Source organism: Microbacterium sp. GXF0217, from assembly GCF_054798195.1.
Genome location: NZ_JBSJZG010000002.1, coordinates 172,602 through 189,612, shown reverse-complemented (window position 1 = coordinate 189,612; position 17,011 = coordinate 172,602). Strand labels below are relative to the sequence as shown.

General features: G+C 69.3%; 19 protein-coding genes. 7 read left to right on the top strand and 12 right to left on the bottom strand.

Annotated features, from left to right (window positions below; all coding sequences use genetic code 11):
* Positions 1–9: 9 nt before the first annotated feature.
* Positions 10–573, bottom strand: a complete 564-nt coding sequence (locus ACWAT3_RS04300; RefSeq protein WP_460796157.1) for a DnaJ family domain-containing protein — start codon at positions 571–573, stop codon at positions 10–12.
* A gap of 70 nt (positions 574–643) precedes the next feature.
* Between ACWAT3_RS04300 and ACWAT3_RS04295 the strand changes: the two genes are divergently transcribed.
* Complete coding sequence (locus ACWAT3_RS04295; protein ID WP_460796156.1) at positions 644–1,969, top strand: MATE family efflux transporter; 1,326 nt, start codon at positions 644–646, stop codon at positions 1,967–1,969.
* A 31-nt stretch (positions 1,970–2,000) separates the two neighbouring features.
* Here the strand turns inward: ACWAT3_RS04295 and ACWAT3_RS04290 are convergent, their stop codons facing one another.
* Positions 2,001–2,618 carry a TrmH family RNA methyltransferase gene (locus ACWAT3_RS04290; protein WP_460796154.1) on the bottom strand — a complete coding sequence of 206 codons (618 nt, stop codon included), beginning with the start codon at positions 2,616–2,618 and terminating at the stop codon, positions 2,001–2,003.
* Between the two features lie 22 nt (positions 2,619–2,640).
* Between ACWAT3_RS04290 and ACWAT3_RS04285 the strand changes: the two genes are divergently transcribed.
* Genes ACWAT3_RS04285 through ACWAT3_RS04270 form a run of 4 tightly spaced genes read left to right on the top strand, consistent with a single transcriptional unit; the run spans position 2,641 to position 4,806 of the window.
* A complete protein-coding gene (locus ACWAT3_RS04285) occupies positions 2,641–3,273 on the top strand; it encodes a metal-dependent transcriptional regulator (RefSeq protein WP_460796153.1) in 633 nt (210 codons plus the stop codon).
* Between the two features lie 30 nt (positions 3,274–3,303).
* Positions 3,304–4,083, top strand: coding sequence for an HAD-IIA family hydrolase (locus ACWAT3_RS04280; protein ID WP_460796151.1), 780 nt, complete (start codon positions 3,304–3,306; stop codon positions 4,081–4,083).
* Between the two features lies 1 nt (position 4,084).
* Positions 4,085–4,654 (top strand): YdeI/OmpD-associated family protein, encoded by a 570-nt coding sequence (locus ACWAT3_RS04275; RefSeq protein ID WP_460796149.1) that lies wholly within the window; start codon positions 4,085–4,087, stop codon positions 4,652–4,654.
* Positions 4,651–4,806, top strand: a complete 156-nt coding sequence (locus tag ACWAT3_RS04270; RefSeq protein WP_460796148.1) for a hypothetical protein — start codon at positions 4,651–4,653, stop codon at positions 4,804–4,806. The genes ACWAT3_RS04275 and ACWAT3_RS04270 overlap by 4 nt, the downstream gene beginning before the upstream one ends.
* A gap of 52 nt (positions 4,807–4,858) precedes the next feature.
* Here ACWAT3_RS04270 and ACWAT3_RS04265 read toward each other — a convergent pair whose 3' ends face one another.
* The 6 genes from ACWAT3_RS04265 to ACWAT3_RS04240 all read right to left on the bottom strand — a co-directional run bounded on the left by ACWAT3_RS04265 (position 4,859) and on the right by ACWAT3_RS04240 (position 11,148).
* Complete coding sequence (locus ACWAT3_RS04265) at positions 4,859–6,016, bottom strand: anhydro-N-acetylmuramic acid kinase (protein WP_460796146.1); 1,158 nt, start codon at positions 6,014–6,016, stop codon at positions 4,859–4,861.
* A 127-nt stretch (positions 6,017–6,143) separates the two neighbouring features.
* Entirely contained in the window at positions 6,144–7,238 is a 1,095-nt protein-coding gene (locus ACWAT3_RS04260; RefSeq protein WP_460796144.1) for a Gfo/Idh/MocA family protein, read from the bottom strand.
* On the bottom strand, positions 7,235–8,014 hold the full coding sequence (locus ACWAT3_RS04255) for a ThuA domain-containing protein (protein ID WP_460796143.1): 780 nt from the start codon (positions 8,012–8,014) through the stop codon (positions 7,235–7,237). Before ACWAT3_RS04255 ends, ACWAT3_RS04260 begins: the two co-directional genes overlap by 4 nt.
* A 27-nt stretch (positions 8,015–8,041) precedes the next feature.
* Positions 8,042–8,905, bottom strand: coding sequence for a carbohydrate ABC transporter permease (locus ACWAT3_RS04250; RefSeq protein WP_460796141.1), 864 nt, complete (start codon positions 8,903–8,905; stop codon positions 8,042–8,044).
* A gap of 12 nt (positions 8,906–8,917) precedes the next feature.
* Positions 8,918–9,865 (bottom strand): carbohydrate ABC transporter permease, encoded by a 948-nt coding sequence (locus ACWAT3_RS04245; RefSeq protein ID WP_460796139.1) that lies wholly within the window; start codon positions 9,863–9,865, stop codon positions 8,918–8,920.
* A gap of 65 nt (positions 9,866–9,930) precedes the next feature.
* Entirely contained in the window at positions 9,931–11,148 is a 1,218-nt protein-coding gene (locus ACWAT3_RS04240) for a sugar ABC transporter substrate-binding protein (RefSeq protein WP_460796138.1), read from the bottom strand.
* Positions 11,149–11,319: 171 nt separating this feature from the next.
* On the opposite strand from ACWAT3_RS04240, the gene ACWAT3_RS04235 reads away from it, so the two are divergent.
* On the top strand, positions 11,320–12,336 hold the full coding sequence (locus ACWAT3_RS04235) for a LacI family DNA-binding transcriptional regulator (protein ID WP_460796137.1): 1,017 nt from the start codon (positions 11,320–11,322) through the stop codon (positions 12,334–12,336).
* A 7-nt stretch (positions 12,337–12,343) separates the two neighbouring features.
* Here ACWAT3_RS04235 and ACWAT3_RS04230 read toward each other — a convergent pair whose 3' ends face one another.
* Together ACWAT3_RS04230 and ACWAT3_RS04225 are read right to left on the bottom strand one after the other, a co-directional pair.
* On the bottom strand, positions 12,344–13,435 hold the full coding sequence (locus ACWAT3_RS04230) for a Gfo/Idh/MocA family protein (RefSeq protein WP_460796135.1): 1,092 nt from the start codon (positions 13,433–13,435) through the stop codon (positions 12,344–12,346).
* Positions 13,420–14,154 (bottom strand): ThuA domain-containing protein, encoded by a 735-nt coding sequence (locus ACWAT3_RS04225; protein WP_460796133.1) that lies wholly within the window; start codon positions 14,152–14,154, stop codon positions 13,420–13,422. The genes ACWAT3_RS04230 and ACWAT3_RS04225 overlap by 16 nt, the downstream gene beginning before the upstream one ends.
* 80 nt (positions 14,155–14,234) lie before the next feature.
* On the opposite strand from ACWAT3_RS04225, the gene ACWAT3_RS04220 reads away from it, so the two are divergent.
* Positions 14,235–15,380, top strand: coding sequence for a Gfo/Idh/MocA family protein (locus ACWAT3_RS04220; RefSeq protein ID WP_460796790.1), 1,146 nt, complete (start codon positions 14,235–14,237; stop codon positions 15,378–15,380).
* Positions 15,381–15,409: 29 nt separating this feature from the next.
* Here ACWAT3_RS04220 and ACWAT3_RS04215 read toward each other — a convergent pair whose 3' ends face one another.
* Complete coding sequence (locus tag ACWAT3_RS04215) at positions 15,410–16,312, bottom strand: ROK family protein (protein WP_460796131.1); 903 nt, start codon at positions 16,310–16,312, stop codon at positions 15,410–15,412.
* Positions 16,313–16,421: 109 nt separating this feature from the next.
* On the bottom strand, positions 16,422–16,979 hold the full coding sequence (gene pyrE, locus ACWAT3_RS04210; RefSeq protein ID WP_460796130.1) for an orotate phosphoribosyltransferase: 558 nt from the start codon (positions 16,977–16,979) through the stop codon (positions 16,422–16,424).
* Between the last annotated feature and the right edge of the window lie 32 nt (positions 16,980–17,011).

Genomic DNA, 17,011 nt, shown 5'->3' with positions numbered 1-17,011 from the left:
GCGGGGCGGTCAGCCGCGCCGGAACCAGCCGCGGCGCGGCTCCTCGGCTGGCGCCGTCTCCTCGACGGGCGCCGGCCCCTCGGGAACGGAGGTCGAGGGTGCACGGCGCTCGCGCCACGCGGCGACCTCGGCATCCACGTCCCGCGTGCGGGTCACGACCGGAGGTCCGCCCATGAGCTGACGCCGGGCATCGATCACGCGCTTGTTGAAGTCCTCGAGCACCTCGCGGACGTCGCTCTCGCGGCCGAGGACATCGAGCTGGTCGTCCAGCCCTCTGTCCTCGGTGCGCAGCAGCAGCGCGGGCGGACCGAGGCCGGTGAGGTTCTCCGTCTCGATCTTGCGGCGGATCCACCAATCGGGGTCATTCGGCGTTCCCAGGTTCTCCAGCGGCTTTCCCGCACCGGGCAGATCATCGAACTCACCACGGCGGATCGCGACCTGGATCGCGCTCTCGACGAACTCGTGCTTGTTCTCCGCCGTGAGCTGCACCGGCGCCGGCGCCGCTGCTTCGCCATCGGGCCTGTCGGTCTGCCTCGCCCAGTAGCGGGCGGCGTTTCCTCGGGGATCGCTCATCGTGCACCTCCGGATTCCGGTCCCTCCAGCCTAGCCACGGCCTCCTCCGGCCAGGCCGTAGGCTCGGAGGGTGGCAGCCGGCTCAGCATCCTTGAACAGAGAGATCCTGCGCCTCGCCGTTCCCGCGCTGGGGGCACTGATCGCGGAACCTGCGTTCCTCATCGTGGATGCCGCGCTCGTCGGTCACCTCGGCACGACGCCGCTCGCCGGGCTCGGCATCGCGAGCGCCGTGCTGCAGACCATCGTCGGTCTGATGGTCTTCCTTGCCTACTCCACGACGCCGGCCGTCGCGCGGAGGTTCGGAGCGGGCGACCCGAAGAACGCCGTGTCCGTCGGCATCGACGGCATGTGGCTCGCACTCGGTCTCGGTGCCGTGCTGGCCGTCGCCGGTGCGATGGCCTCGCCCTGGCTGGTCTCGCTGTTCGGCGCATCGGATGCGGTGGCCGAACAGGCCGACACCTACCTGTCGATCTCCATGTGGGGGCTGCCGGCGATGCTCATCGTGTTCGCCGCCACCGGGCTGCTGCGCGGCATGCAGGACACCATGACGCCGCTGTGGATCGCGGGTCTCGGGTTCGCCGCGAACGCACTGCTGAACTGGCTGTTCATCTACGGATGGGGTTGGGGCATCGCGGGCTCGGCCGCCGGGACCGTGACAGCGCAGTGGGGCATGGTCGCCGCCTACGCAGTCGTGGTCGGCCGTCTGGCCCGGCGCCACTCCGCCTCGGTTCGTCCGCAGCGCGACGGCGTCCGCGGCTCGGCTCGCTCGGGCGGCTGGCTGTTCCTGCGCACCGTGAGCCTGCGCGTCGCGCTGCTGCTGACCGTCGGCGTCGCCACCGGCATCGGCACGGAGGAACTCGCCGGCTGGCAGGTCGTCTTCACGATCTTCACGGCCGCAGCCTTCGCTCTGGATGCTCTGGCCATCGCCGCCCAGGCGCTCATCGGCAAGGGGCTCGGCGCCGGCGATGAACGCACCGTGAAACGCGTGCTCGCCCGGACGGTCGCGTGGGGCGTGTGGTTCGGGGTGATCGTCGGGGTGGCGATCGGCGCGCTGTCGGGGGTCATCGGGCTGGCCTTCACCGGGGATGCCGCGCTCGCAGCGCTCATCCAACCGGCGCTCATCGTGCTGGCGATCGCGCAGCCGATCGCCGGCGTCGTCTTCGTGCTCGACGGGGTGCTGATGGGTGCGGGCGACGCCCGCTACCTCGCGATCGCCGGCGGCCTCAACCTCGTGCCGTTCCTGCCGGCACTGTGGCTCATCGCCGCGACGGGCGTCGACGGCATCGCCGGGGTGACATGGCTGTCCGTCGCGTTCTTCGGGATGTACCTGTGCGCACGTCTCGCGACCCTGGGGTGGCGGGTGCGGACAGGCCGATGGCTGACCGTGAACGTGTGACGGTTCGCCCCTCCGGCGCACCTTCCCGCGCTCATCCGGCGTGGCGTCGGCACCATTCGTACATGACCACCGCGCCGGCGGCCGAGGCGTTGATCGATCGCGTCGACCCGTACTGCGTGATCTCGATGTGACCGGAGGCCGCGGCGAGCGCCTCCTCGGTGAGACCTGGACCCTCCTGACCGAACAGCAGCACGCAGCGTTCAGGGAGCTCGGCGCGGTCGACGGGCACCGCCTCGCCGACGTTGTCCACCGCGATGATGGGCAATCCGGCATCCTGCGCCCAGGCGGCGAAGGAGGCGACGTCCTCGTGGTGGACGACGTGCTGATAGCGGTTGGTGACCATCGCGCCGCGCTTGTTCCAGCGGCGGCGGCCGATGATGTGCACCGTGTCCGCGAGGAACGCGTTGGCGCTGCGCACGATCGAGCCGATGTTCATGTCGTGCTGCCAGTTCTCGATCGCGACGTGGAAGGGGTGCCGCTTCGTGTCGAGGTCCGCGACGATCGCCTCCATCCGCCAGTAGCGGTAGCGGTCGATGACGTTGCGGGTGTCGCCGTGCGCGAGCAGCTCTGGGTCGTACTGCTCGCCTTCCGGCGGCGCCCCTTCCCAGGGGCCGACGCCGTGGGTGCTGCGCTCGGGGGTCTCGCTCACCTCGCCAGCGTAGTCTGGACGCGTGGCATCCCCCGCAGCAGACGACTACCTCAAGACGGTGTACGCGCACACCGAGTGGCAGGACGCCCCGATCACACCGTCGCAGCTCGCGGCGAAGCTGGGCATCGCTCCGTCCAGCGTCACCGAGATGGTCAAGAAGCTCGCCGCGGCCGGGCTCGTCTCGCACGTGCCGTACGGCGCGGTGCGCCTGACGGATGCCGGGCTCGCCCGCGCCCTGTCGATGGTGCGCCGTCACCGGCTCATCGAGACCTGGCTGGTGCGGGAGTTCGGCTATGCCTGGGATGAGGTGCACGACGAGGCCGAGGTGCTCGAGCACACGATCAGCGACCGGCTGCTCGAGGGGATCGACGAGCGTCTCGGGCGGCCGCGGTTCGATCCGCACGGCGACGCGATTCCGGATGCCGCGGGCACGGTCGAGCGCGTCCCGTTCGTCCTGCTCGCGGACGCCCCGGTCGGTCACACCGGCAACGTCCTGCGCGTCGACGACCGCGATCCCGAGCTGCTGCGCGCCCTCGAGGCGTCGGGGTTGGGCGTCGGCCACCCGGTCGCCGTCACCGCAGACGGGATCACGATCGACGGGGCATCCGCTGCTCTGCCGGACGCCGCCGCCGGCGCGGTCTGGATCAGCGCGTAACGCCTGCGCCCTTCCCCCTAGGCTGAGCACATGGGAGAACGCACCGAGATCGAATGCTGGCTCACCGACATGGACGGCGTGCTCGTCCATGAGAACGACGCCATTCCCGGGGCATCCGAACTGCTCGCCGGCTGGGAGGCCTCAGGCACCCCGTACCTGGTGCTGACCAACAACTCGATCTTCACGGCCCGCGACCTCTCGGCACGCCTGCGTGCGAGTGGACTGAGCGTCCCCGAGGACCGCATCTGGACCTCGGCGCTCGCCACGGCGTCCTTCCTCCAGCAGCAGCTGCCCGGCGGCTCGGCCTTCGTCATCGGCGAAGCGGGCATCCTCACCGCCCTGCACGAGGCCGGCTTCGTCATGACCGAGACCGCACCGGACTTCGTCGTCGTCGGCGAGACCCGCAACTACTCGTTCGAAGCGATCACCAAGGCCATCCGCCTCATCAACGCGGGCGCGCGCTTCATCGTGACCAACCCGGACGCGACCGGTCCGAGCGCGGACGGCCCGCTGCCGGCGACCGGCGCGATCGCCGCCCTCATCACCAAGGCGACCGGCAAGGAGCCGTACGTCGTCGGCAAGCCGAACCCGATGATGTTCCGCTCCGCGCTGAACAAGATCGGTGCGCACTCCAAGCGCACGGGCATGATCGGCGACCGCATGGACACCGACGTCGTCGCCGGCATCGAGGCGGGGCTGCACACCGTCCTCGTGCTCACCGGCATCAGTGACCGTGCCGAGATCGAGAAGTACCCGTTCCGTCCGGACGAGGTCGTGAACTCGGTCGCCGACCTGCTCCCCGAGGCCTGACATGGGCGCCCTCGACGATGGCGAGCGCCTGCGCGCGGCGGATGCCGTGACCTGGCGCTCCTGGCTCGAGGACAACCACACCCGCGCCGCGGGTGTCTGGCTGCTCAGCGTGCGCGGAGGCGGCGCCGAAGGCGTCGGCTACGAGGATGCCGTCCGGCAGGCCCTGTGCTTCGGCTGGATCGACGGACCGGTGCGCACGTTCGACGACACGACGGTCGGGCAGTGGTTCTCGCCTCGGCGGCCGTCCAGCGGATGGGCCGCCACCAACAAGGCGCGTCTCGCCGAGCTCGAGGCGGCCGATCTCATCGCCCCGGCCGGCCTCCGAGTGATCGAGATCGCCAAGGCGAACGGTTCGTGGACGATGCTCGACGGGCCCGAGGCCGGGGTCGAACCCGACGAGTTCGCCGCCGCGCTCGATGCCGCGCCCTCCGCCAGGAAGAACTGGGACGCCTTCCCGAAGTCCGTCAAGAAGCTCGGCCTCACGCTCATCGCGACCGCGAAGCGGCCGGAGACCAGGGCCGCCCGCATCGCGAAGCTCGTGGCGGATGCCGCGGAAGGAAGACGACCGTGAACCAGAGCGACATGCTGTTCATCGTGCTGATCCTGATCGGGATCTCGTCGCTGACCCTCGTCGCCGCGCAGCTGCTCAAGCGACCCAAACGGGATGACCGCGGCGACTGGTACAAGGGCCCGTGGGACGACGACGACCGTCCGAGACGCTGACGCCCGTCGAGAACCGAGCGACCCCGGGTCGGAAGCGCCGCGCCACGGAGACTCAGTCGAGTGTCAGGCTCCGCAGCGCGTCGACAGGCTGCGGCATCCGCAGCGGCCCGGCGCCGGGGGTGATCGTTCCCAGAATGCGCGATTCGCGCGCGCCCGTGCCACCAGGGATGACGGCGGGGACGCCGTGCATCGTGCACCATCCGATCAGGGCGAACAGAATCGCCTCCTTCGCATCGGCCGATGCCCCGAGCTCGTCCGCCAGGACGAGCTCGACCTCGGGGAGAGCGTCGCGCAGCCCCTGCATGATCAGCGGATTGCGGCATCCCCCGCCCGAGACCGCCAGGAATCCGATGCCCGCGCGCCGGACATCGGCGGCCACCGTGCGCACGGTCAGCTCGGTGAGGGTCCGCACCAGGTCTGCGACCGGGAGGGCGCGCGCCTGCTCGGCGATGAGAGCCCGGACGTAGTCGAGGTGGAAGTGCTCCTTGCCCGTGCTCTTGGGGGCCGGGAGCGTGTAATAGGCGTCGGCCAGCAGCGCATCCAGCAACGGGCCGTCGACATCGCCGGAGCGGGCGATCGCGGCATCCTCGTCGTAGCCGAGCTCGTTCAGGCCTTCGGCCGCGACGACCGCATCGACCAGGGCATTCGCCGGACCGATGTCATAGGCCGAGACGGTGCCGTCGCCGACGACCGTCATGTTCGCGATGCCGCCGAGGTTCAGCGCCGCCGACACCCCTGACCGATCGCGCAGCAGCAGTTCGTCCAGGAAGGACACGAGCGGTGCGCCGTGCCCGCCCGCCGTGATGTCGCGGATGCGGACGTCCGATACCACCGGCACCCCGAGGCGTTCGGCGATCCAGGCGGGCTGTCCGATCTGCAGCGTGCCGCGGGCGCGATCGCCCTCGACCCAGTGGAAAACGGTCTGGCCGTGGGTGCAGACCGCATCGACTCTCCCGACGGATGCCGCGGCATCCGCTGCGGCGTCCGCGAAGGCCTGGCCGATGAGCGTGTCGAGCTCGCAGACCTCGGCCAGCGTTGTGGAGGCCGGCGGCAAGGCGGCGACGAGCCGCGCGCGCAGCTCGGGGGCGTACGGGATGCTGTCCTCGTACCGCCCGCGTCCGTGCAGCCGCCCGTCGGATTCGACGAAGTCGACGACCGCGACATCGATCCCGTCGTGCGAGGTGCCGGAGAGCAGTCCGAGTACGCGCATCGGTGGTCCTTTCGTCGTCCTCCGAGCGTACGACGAATTTGTCAGGGCTCCTACCGAACGTGGGCGGGAGGTCTTGTTCGTGGCCCGAACCGGGGGCCGACACGGCCGTCCGCCCCGGCCCGCGGGCTCAGGCGAACACGGAGAGGCGCTCGCGGACGTCCTCGCGATCCGTGACCGAGAGGGCGTCCTGACGCGCCTGCTCGAGGACGTCGTCGATGCGCACCCGCTGCCCGGTCTCCGCGGACTGGACGGCGGCCTCGACCATCGCGAGGCTGCGCAGATTGTCGCGGGCGGCGTTCTCCGGCGCGCGCCCGGTGCGCAGCGCCGTGACGAATGCCTCGAGGGAACCGGCGAGCTCCGGCGCCGAGGCATCGACGGCCGCGACAACGGGCTCCCCGGCATCCGGCCGGTGCACCACAGGTGCGGCGTCGCCGTCCCACTCGGCCGAACCCTCGGCAGCGCTGACCCGCCACGCCCCGTTCCACGATGTCTCGAGCCCCGGCGCGCACCAGCTGCCGTCGTAGACGTACCGGGATCCTCCCTCGAACTCGAACACCGCGACGGCGTTCGCCGCGCCGTCGTACCAGCTCCACTCCGGGTTGTACTCCTCGCAGTACACCGACACCGGTTCGGCGTCGAAGAGATACCTGGCCGCGTCGAAGGCATGGATCGCCATGTCGACGAGCAGCACGTGCGGCATCTCCTCGCGGAACCCTCCGAAGTGCGGGGCCTTGAAGAAGTCGGTGCGCACGGTGCCGATCGTCCCGAGGGCCGCGACTTCGCGCCGGAACGCCCGCAGCTCGGGGAAGAAGCGCCGCGACTGGCTGATCATGAGCAGCTCGCCCGCCGCCTCGGCGAGCGCCACCTGCACGGATGCCGTGGCCACCGTCGGCGCAGCCGGCTTCTCGCACAGCACGGGGAGTCCGGCATCCAGCGCCTCGCGGTTCACGACGAGGTGCGCCTCGGGCACCGTGACGTTGACAACGGCATCCGCTGAGGTGATCCTGGCGACCTCGGCCGTGCTGCGGCCGATCTCAACGCCCTCGAGCCCGGCATCCGCGAGGGCCGCTCGCGCCGTGTCGAGGTCGAGATCGACGAGACCGACCAGTTCGACATCCTGGTTCGCGGTGATCGTGCGCAGCCATGCGCGCCCCATGCCGCCGGCGCCGACCTGCACGAGCCGCAGCGGTCGGTCGGCATCGACCGTACGGAACTGCGTCATCGCTCCATCGCCCCCTGGTAGCCCTGACCGTTGTAGAAGTCCTCAGGCTCGTAGCGCAGCAGCACGGGGCTCGTGCGCTCAGGGCGCAGGGTCTTCGCCCACTCGACGGCGTTCGAGATGACCTTGCGCACCTCGGCCTGGTGATAGACCGGGTAGTCCTGGTCGCCGGGACTGAAGTAGAAGATCTTCCCGAAGCCCCGGCGGTAGGTCATGCCGCTGCGGAACACCTCGCCGCCCGAGAACGTCGACAGGAACACCAGCTCATCGGGTGCAGGCACGTCGAAGAACTCGCCGTACATCTCCTGCGCGGGGATGATGAACGGATGCGGGATGCCCTGCGCGATCGGATGCGTCGGGTCGACGGTCCACACGATCTCGCGGTCGTCCTTCGAACGCCAGCGCAGCGTGCAGCTCGTGCCCATCAGCTTGCCGAAGATCTTCGACCAGTGGCCGGAGTGCAGCACGAGCAGCCCCATGCCGGCCAGGACGTGCCGGTGCACGCGCTCGACGATCTCGTCCGCGACGTCGCCGTGCGCGGCATGCCCCCACCAGACGAGGACGTCGGTGTTGGCCAGCAGCTCCTCGGTCAGCCCGTGCTCCGGGTCGTCGAGTGTGACGGTGGTCACGACGGCACGCTCGGCGAGGTTCTCCTCGATGCCCTCCTTGATCGTGGTGTGCATCCCGTGCGGGTAGATGTCGCGCACCTTCTGCTCCACCTGCTCATGGCGGTTCTCGCCCCAGACGACGACGCGGATGGGGTTCTCGGGGGTGGTCATTCTCTGCTCCTCAGATTCTTCGATGGTCTATTTGACGGCGCCGCCGGTGGCACCGGCTGCGATGTAGCGCTGGGCGAGCACGAGCAGCAGGATCGCCGGGATCGACGACAGCACGGCCGTCGCCATCACGGCGCTCCAGTTCGCGACCTGCGTCCCCAGGTACTGGTAGATCCCGAGCGTGACGGGGGTGATGTCCTCGGTGGTCGTGAGCGTCAGCGCGAACAGGAAGTCGCTCCACGAGAACAGGAAGGCGAACAGGCCCGCTGTGATGAGCGAGTTCTTCGCCACGGGCAGCACGATCGACCAGAACGCGCGGAAGTGCCCGGCCCCGTCGACGCGCGCCGCCTCGATGATCGACGGCGGCACGCTCATCATGAAGGCGCGCAGGATCATGATCGAGAACGGGATCGCGGCGGTCGCGTCCGCGAGGACGAGACCGGGAATCGTATTCAGGAGTCTGATGTCGTTGTATGCGGCGTACAGCGCGTTCGCGATCACGATGCCGGGGATCATCTGCGCGATCAGCACCGCGAGCAGCGCCACGTTGATCCAGCGGTACCGGAACTGCGCGAGCGCATACGCCGCCGGGGCGGCGATGGCGAGGCTGAGGATCACGGTGCCGACCGAGATGATGAGGCTGGTGACGAGATTCGCCCCCTGGTCGGCGATCGCCTTCTCGTATCCGGCGAAGCTCGGGTTCACCGGGAAGAGCGTCGCGGTCAGGGTGTTGCCGGACGGCTGCAGCGAGGCGTTGATCATCCAGTACACCGGGAACAGCATGATGACGAGGAAGACGATCCCGAGAACGGTGTACGCGATGCTGCGCCCCGACCGGCGCTGCGCGCGGCGTGCGGCCGCCGAGTCGCCGGTGACGATGGCCATGGTTGTCATGTTCGTTCCGTTCTACTCGTCGACGGCCTTGCGGTTTCCGCGCAGATAGACGAACGCGAAGACCAACGAGATGAGGATCAGGATGTTGCTGAAAGCGGCACCGACGCCGAACTCGAAGTCGATGAACGAGGTCTGATACGAACGGATCGCGATCGTCTGCGTCGCGTTCGCCGGTCCCCCGTTGGTGAGCCCGAGAATGATGTCGATGACCTTCAGCGTGTAGACCACGCCGAGAACGAGCACGACGTTGATGACCGGTCGCAGGTTCGGCAGGGTGATGTGCCAGAACGCCTTCCAGCCAGTCGCGCCGTCGAGCGACGCGGCTTCGTAGAGCTCCTCAGGGATGTCCTGGAGGCCGCCGTACAGGATCGTGACGTTGAACGGGATGCCGATCCAGATGTTCACGAGGATCACACTGAGCAGCGCGATATCGGGGCTGGTCAGCCACGGGACCGCGCCGATGCCGATGCTGCCGAGGAACGCGTTCAGGATGCCGCTGTCCTGGTCCATGATGGAGCGCCACGTGGCGCTGGCCACGATCAGCGGCAGCAGCCACGGCAGCAGCAGCATTGCCCTGAGGAACCCGCTGAGCGGGAAGCGGTGGTGGAAGAACACCGCCAGCGCGAGGCCGATCACGAATTGACCGGCGATCGACCCGATCGTGAAGAGCGCGGTGTTCGTCATGGCCGGCCAGAACAGGTTGCTGCTGACCACCGTGATGTAGTTCTGCAGGCCGACCCACGGCGCTTCCCCGGTGAAGAAGGTCTTGGTCGTGTAGTCCTGGAAGCTCATCGTGAGGTTCTTGACCACCGGGTAGCCGAAGAACAGCACGATGTACAGCGCGGCCGGTGCGACGAACAGCGCCTTGACGATGGTGTCGCGTCGCAGTCGTCTCGGCCGCCTCGGCGCGGGCGGCGATGCCGTGGCAGTCGGCGCGGATGTGGTCGCAGTCGATGTCATCTCGATCTCCCTTCCGGATGCCCCGCGGCGCGTCTGGGCGCGACCGCGGGGCGTCGGATGCGGGCTCAGCCCTGAGCGGCCTGCTCGAACGCGACGTCAGGCGTCGCCTTGCCCGTGAGGGCGAGCTGGATGGCGTTGTAGATCACGGTCGCCTGCGTCGGCCATTCCGCACCGAGCTTGCCGGTGCGCGAACGGGCGTTGACCACCTGGTCGGCGAACGCGGCCATCGTCGGGACCTTCTCGATGAACTCGGGGATGACGTCGGTGCGCGTGGGAACCGTGAAGCGGGTCTCGGCGGCTTGCAGAGCGATGTCATCGCTGCCCATGCATTCGACGAACTTCGCGGCGTTGGCCTGCTTCTCGGCATCACCGGTCTGCGGAACCGTCCACACCTCGCCGCCGAGCGGGGCGACCGGCGTCTGGCCGGCCTCATTCACGGGCAGCTGCACGCTCGCCCAGTTGACGTCCGTCTCGTTCAGCGCCGGGATGTTCCAGGGACCGTTGACCATCATGGCCGCCTTGCCGGCGGCGAACTGGTCCTTCACGTCGCCCTGGCTCCAGTTGATGACGCTCTGTGATGCCGAGCCGGAATCGACCAGGTCGACCCAGAGCTGCAGCGCCTCGGCGTTCTCCGGCGTCTGGAGGTCGGTCTCGTCTCCGCCGTTGGTCCACATGAAGGGCAGGAACTGCCAGGACCCCTCGTATGTCGCGATGGCGGAGAACGCCATGCCGTACTGGTCGCCGACCGTCAGCGCGGCGGCGGCATCCTTCAGCTCCGCCCAGGTCGTGGGCGGAGCGATGCCGGCAGCCTCGAGCGTGTCGACGTTGTAGAACAGGCCGAGTGTGTTCACGGCCGGAGCGAGTCCGTAGACCTCGCCCTCGTAGGTGGCGGCCTCGATGATGCCGTCGATGTAGCCCGAGGTGTCGACGTCGAAGTCGCTGAGCGGGGCCAGTGCGCCGCTCGCCGCGATCTCCTGCACGTCCGGGTTGTCGAGCATGAGCACATCGGGGAGCGTCTTCGAGGACGCGCGCTGGAGAACCTTCTGGATGAGGTCCTTGCCTGGCACGGACTCCCGCTCGATCGTCAGATCGAGTTCGGCCGCGCACTGGTCGAGAAGGTCCTGGACCAGCCCCTTGTCCGGCTCGTTGTTGTAGTAGTCGAGAATCGTGATCGTCGACGGGTCGCCGCCGGAATCACCGCCGCCACCACTGCAGCCGGCGAGGGCGAGCGGAACGATCGTGAGGGCCGCGGCGGCCGTGAACAGGGTGCGTCGAGTGCGCATCGTTGACTCCTTTGTGTGAGATGCGGGGATACAGCGAACGGTGCAGGACGGGTGCGGTGGGTCCTCGCCTCGGCGATCGTTAAAGCGTTTAAACTCTCAGTGGGATCGAGTATGGATCGATAAGTTGTGGTTGTCAACAAGGAGAATCGGACGGGGGCGCCAATGGTCACCATGAGTGACGTCGCCAAGCGCGCGAATGTGTCGATCGCGACGGTCTCGTTCGTGCTCAGCGGGGCGAAGCCGATCTCGGCGGCCACACGCGAGCGGGTCGAGACGGCGATGCGGGAACTGGGGTACCGGCGCAACCCGGTCGGCGCCGCGCTGGCCCGAGGGCGCACGAACATCATCGCCCTGCTCTATCCGGCGCTGCAGCGACCGGCCACCGGCTCGGTGATGGGGTTCTTCACGAGCGCTGCCGCGCGAGCACAGGAGCGCGGACTGAACCTCGTGATGTGGCCGATCAGCAACGACGCGAACGAGGCGGCCGCACTCGCGAACACCGGTCTCGTCGACGGCGTGCTCCTGATGGAGGTGCAGATGGAGGATGCGCGCGTTCAGGCGCTGCTGCCGGGCAGCACTCCCTTCGTCCTCATCGGCCGTACTCGCGACCCCGCCGGCCTCACCTTCGTGGACGTCGACTTCGAGACCTCGATGTCCGAGGCGGTGGCGGCACTCGATGAGCTCGGACATCGCCGCATCGCGTTCGTCACCGGCAACTGGGGCGACCTGCATCTCGAGGGCCACGGCGCCGCTGAGCGGTCGCGCGCGTGCTTCCGCCGCGAGATGTCCCAGCGCGGCGAGCCAGAACCGCTGATCGTCCCGTGCGCCGAGAACTCACTGGACGGACGTCGACTGGGACGGACGCTGGCCGCCGAGCATCCGGACCTCACGGCCCTCGTGGTGATGAACGAGCACGCCGCACCCGGCATCGTGATGGGGCTGCGGGATGCCGGCCGCAGCGTCCCGGATGACATCTCGATCATCTCGATCGGCTCGTCCGCCAACATGGCCGGCATGGCCGACCCCCCGCTGAACTACATGCGCACGCCCGGCGAGGAGCTCGGGCGGCTCGGAGTGGATGCGATCATCGAGCGGATCGCCAACGCCGACGCCGAACCGCCCGCGGTGCTCCTCGCGTGCGAGATGCAGCCCGGAGAGTCGCTCGCGCCGGCACGAGCGACTCGCTGAGCGAGGCTCAGAGCTCCGACGCGGGCACCGGCTCCGGCCGCTCGCAGGTGCTCTCGACGATCACCGAACCGCCCTCGTCCGCTGCGCGCAGCACCGAGAGCATGACGTCCAGCGCGTGGTACCCGATCGTCCCAGACGCGCGCGCGGCTTCCGCACCCGCGACCGCACGGTCGTGGATGCCGACGCCGCGTCCCGCTCCGATGTATCCCGCCGCCACCGGCAGCGTCTCCCAGCCATCTCCGCCGAGCGCGCGCAGCTGCACATCGCCGTCGAAGTTGTTCGGGTCGGGGACGACCAGCGAACCCGTCTCGCCGTGCACCTCGATGTTCGACGCCTTCGTGGCGACCGTGTCGAACGACATCACGACCGTCGACAGCGCCCCGGACTCATGCGTGAGAACCGCGGTGATGTGGCTGTGCACCTCGACCGGAATGCGCTCGCCGGCGCGATCGCCGGATCCGATGACGCGCTCGCTGCGGGTGCGGCTGCCCGCCCCGATGACGCTGGCCACCGGACCCAGCAGCTGAATCAGCGCCGACACGTAGTACGGCCCCATGTCCAGCAGCGGCCCGCCGCCGGGGAGGTAGTAGAAGTCCGGGTTCGGATGCCACCGCTCATGCCCTGCGGTCATCATCGTCGCCGTCGCGGAGATCGGCCGTCCGATCAGACCGTCGTCGACGGCCTTGCGCGCGGTCTGGATGCCGGTGCCGAGCACGGTGTCCGGAGCGCAGCCGACCCAGACGCCCGCCGCAGCGGCGGCGTCGAGGACCGCGGCGGCGGATTCGGCATCCGATGTCAGGGGCTTCTCGGTGTAGACCTCCTTGCCGGCGGCGATGATCCGCAGCGCGACCTCGGCGTGCGCGGCCGGGATCGTGAGGTTCACCACGAGGCGGATCGACGGCTCGGCGAGGAGCTCATCGATGCTCAGCGCCCGCACGCCAGGCATCCGCGCGGCGACCTCGGCGGCGCGCTCCGGCACCAGGTCGGCGACGGCGACGAGCTCGACGCTGCTCAGACGCGAGAAGGTGGCCAGGTACTGCGCGGCGATGTTGCCGCAGCCGATGATCCCGACCTTCAGAGTGCTCAACGGCTCGCCCACAGCATCCCCCGCTCGATGATCGTGCGCACGTTCGGATCCTCGAGGATGTCGACCGAGTGCCCTGGCGTCGCGACGAAGATCCGCCCCTTGCCCCACAGTCGCGTCCACACCGCCGGCGAGACGATCGGTCGATGCCACGGGTGGTACGGCTGCACCGGATGCGTCGTCGTCGCGAGTACATCGTTGAGGTCGTCGTGCAGCACCCAGTACTGCTCGGTCTCGAGCTCGAAGTCGTCGAGGCCGGCCATGATCTCGTGCCCGCGACCGAGGTCGGTCAGCTCGACCGTGTAGCGCAGGTAGTTGTCCTGCTCATTGCCCGGCCGCTCCTCGGGGTGGCGCCCAGGGTGGGTGGCGAACTGCCCGCCGATGAGCTGCAGGTAGTCCGAGTTGTTGCGGTACGAATCGGCGATGCCGCCGTGCCAGCCCGCCATGCCGGTGCCGGCTTCGATCGCCGCACGCAGGCCGTTCAGCTCGTCCCGCTCGATCGAGTTCATCGTGTTGCTCTGCACGATCAGGTCGACGCCGGCCATCGTCTCCGCATCCGCGTAGACCGCCGGCCCCTCCTCGATCCTGACGTCGTATCCCTGTTCGCGCAGGAACGGCACGAACAGATCCGTCGCCTCGACGGGATGATGCCCGTCCCATCCACCGCGCACGATCAGGGCTGAACGCGTAGTGCTCACCAGGTCTCCTTTTCCGATCGACGCCGATCTGGACATCGCGTCGTCCTCGATATATGTTGCCAGAAACAACTTTTGAAGGAAACCGTCGAAGGAGACAGACGTCGATGCGTGTTGCGATGATCGGCCACGGATTCATGGGCGCTGCCCATTCTCAGGGCTGGCGGACCGCCCCGCGGTTCTTCGATCTGCCGGTGCGTCCGGAGATGCACCTGCTGGTCGGACGGGATGCCGAGAAGACCGCCGCCGCAGCCGAGCAGTGGGGGTGGACGGAGACGTCGACCGACTGGCGGGCCGCCGTCGAGCGCGATGACGTCGACGTCGTCGACATCGTCACCCCCGGCGACACGCATGCCGAGATCGCTCTGGCCGCCCTGCGCGCCGGCAAGCACGTCATCTGCGAGAAGCCGCTCGCGAACAGCGTGGCCGAGGCCGAGGGGATGACGCGCGCCGCCGAGGAGGCGGCGAGTCGCGGCATCCGCTCCATGGTGGGATTCACCTACCGCCGCGTCCCGGCGGCCGTGTTCGCTCGCCGGCTCGTCGCGGACGGGCGGCTCGGCGAGATCCGCCAGATCCGCGCCGAGTACCTGCAGGACTGGCTGACGGATGCCGAGGCGCCGCTGACCTGGCGGCTGCAGAAGGACAGGGCGGGGTCCGGATCGCTCGGCGACATCGGCGCCCACGCAATCGACATGGTCGAATACGTGACCGGGATCCCGCTGTCCAGCGTCTCAGGCATCCTCGAGACGATCGTCGACGAGCGCCCGCTGCTCGGCGAGGGCGTCGGGCTCTCCGGCACGGCGTCGACGGAACGCGGGCCGGTCACGGTCGACGACGTGGCGCTGTTCCACGGCCGGTTCGCGAACGGGGCGCTCGGTTCCTTCGAGGCCACGCGCTTCCGCACCGGACGCAAGAACGCGTTCCGTTTCGAGATCTCCGGATCACTCGGGGCACTGTCGTTCGACATGGAGCGCCTGAACGAGCTCGAGTTCTACGACGCGACGAACCCCGACCTGGAGCAGGGATTCCGCCGCATCCTCGTCACCGAAGCCGGTCACCCGTACACCGGATCGTGGTGGCCGACCGGCCACATGCTCGGGTACGAGCACGGCTTCTCGCACCAGGTCGTCGACTTCGTGCAGGCGGTCGCCGACGGCGAGCAGCCGCGCCCGTCGTTCGCGGATGCGCTGCACGTGCAGCGGGTGCTAGATGCCGTGGAACGCAGTTCTGCGGCCGGGAGCGCCTGGACGGCGATCGGCGACTGACTCGGCCTGGGGGCCGACCGACGCGCTGACTACCGCAGGACGAACGCCGCCGCGCCAATCAGCGGGCCCTCGTCTCCCAATCCCGAGCGCACGACGCGCGTGCGGCGCGAGTACTCATGCGCCGCGCTCGCGGTGAGCGCCGCCTGCACGAGGTCGATGTAGTCGTCGGAGACGCGCGAGAATCCGCCGCCGATCGCCACGACATCGAGGTCGACGAGCGTCGCGGCATCCGCCAGTGCTTCGCCGACCGCCGCCGCCGAGCGTTCGATCGCGGCCCGAGCCGTGGCGTCGCCGGCTGCCGCATCCCGAGCGAGATCCTCGCCGGTCGCGCCGGTCCAGCCCTGCTGCTGCGCCCATGCGGCACTCGCCGGCCCCGAGGCGATCTCCTCGAGCGTCAGTCCGCCTTCGCGGCGGACCTGCCCGAGATGACCGGCGTTGCCGGTAGCACCGGCGATGTAGGCGCCGTTCACGACGAAGCCCCCGCCGACACCGGTCGAGACCACGATCGACAGTGACGCGCGCGCGTCCCGTGTGGCCCCGAGCCAGGATTCGGCGAGCGCGAGCGCACCGCCGTCATGGCCGAAGACAGTGGCGACCTCGCGTCCGAGCGCCGAAGAGGCCGAGGCGCCGACGGCCTCCTCGAGTCCGTAGCCGCGCGACTGCGGCATGTTCACCGGAAGGATCTGTCCGCTGCCGCGGTCGACCGGACCTGCACTGCCGATCCCCGCGCCGACGAGCTCGGCATCCGCCGGAAGCGCCGACAGCGCGTGCCGGACGATCGCTTCGACCGCGGCATCCAGACTCGCGGGAGTCGCCGCACGACCGGTGGCCTGGCGACTGCGGCTGCCGTCGACGAGCAGTCCGGCATCCGTGACGAGCGCGGCTTCCATCTTCGTGCCGCCGACATCGACGGCCAGCGCGTAGCGGGTCACTGGTCTCCCTTTCCGCGCGGTGTCTGCGCGTTCGTGCGTCGGAGAATTCCGTTCGGTCGGAGCAGATCCGCGGAATCGATCCGACGAAGCGCCGATCTCCGACCGTGGGTCACTGCGGGGCGAGCCCGAGGTCGTCGAGATCGAAGGCGGCGCGCCACTCGAGACCGGCGTCCTCGATCGCCGCCTGAGCGCCCGTCTTGCGGTCGACGATCACGGCGACGGCGACGACCTCCGCGCCCTCGCGGCGCAGGGCCTCGACGGCCTTGAGCGCGGACTGCCCGGTGGTCGAGGTGTCCTCGAGGACGACGACGCGCTTGCCCTTGACGTCCGCGCCCTCGATCTGGCGTCCGCGACCGTGGTCCTTGGGCTCCTTGCGGACGACGAAGGCGTCCAGCGGACGGTCGGCAGCGACGGAGGCGTGCAGGACCGAGTTCGCGATCGGGTCGGCGCCGAGCGTCAGGCCGCCGACGGCCACGACATCCAGGTCGCCGATCAGGTCGAGCATGATGCGGCCGATGGCGGGGGCGGCGCGATGGTCGAGGGTCAGCTTGCGCATGTCGACGTAGTACGTCGCCTTCTTGCCGCTGGAGAGGGTGAAGTCACCGTGGAACACCGCCTCATCCGAGATGAGGGCGAGCAGGGACTGGCGGTCTGCGTCGAGGGTCACGGCATCCAGTGTAGGGCGCGGGCTCTGGCCGT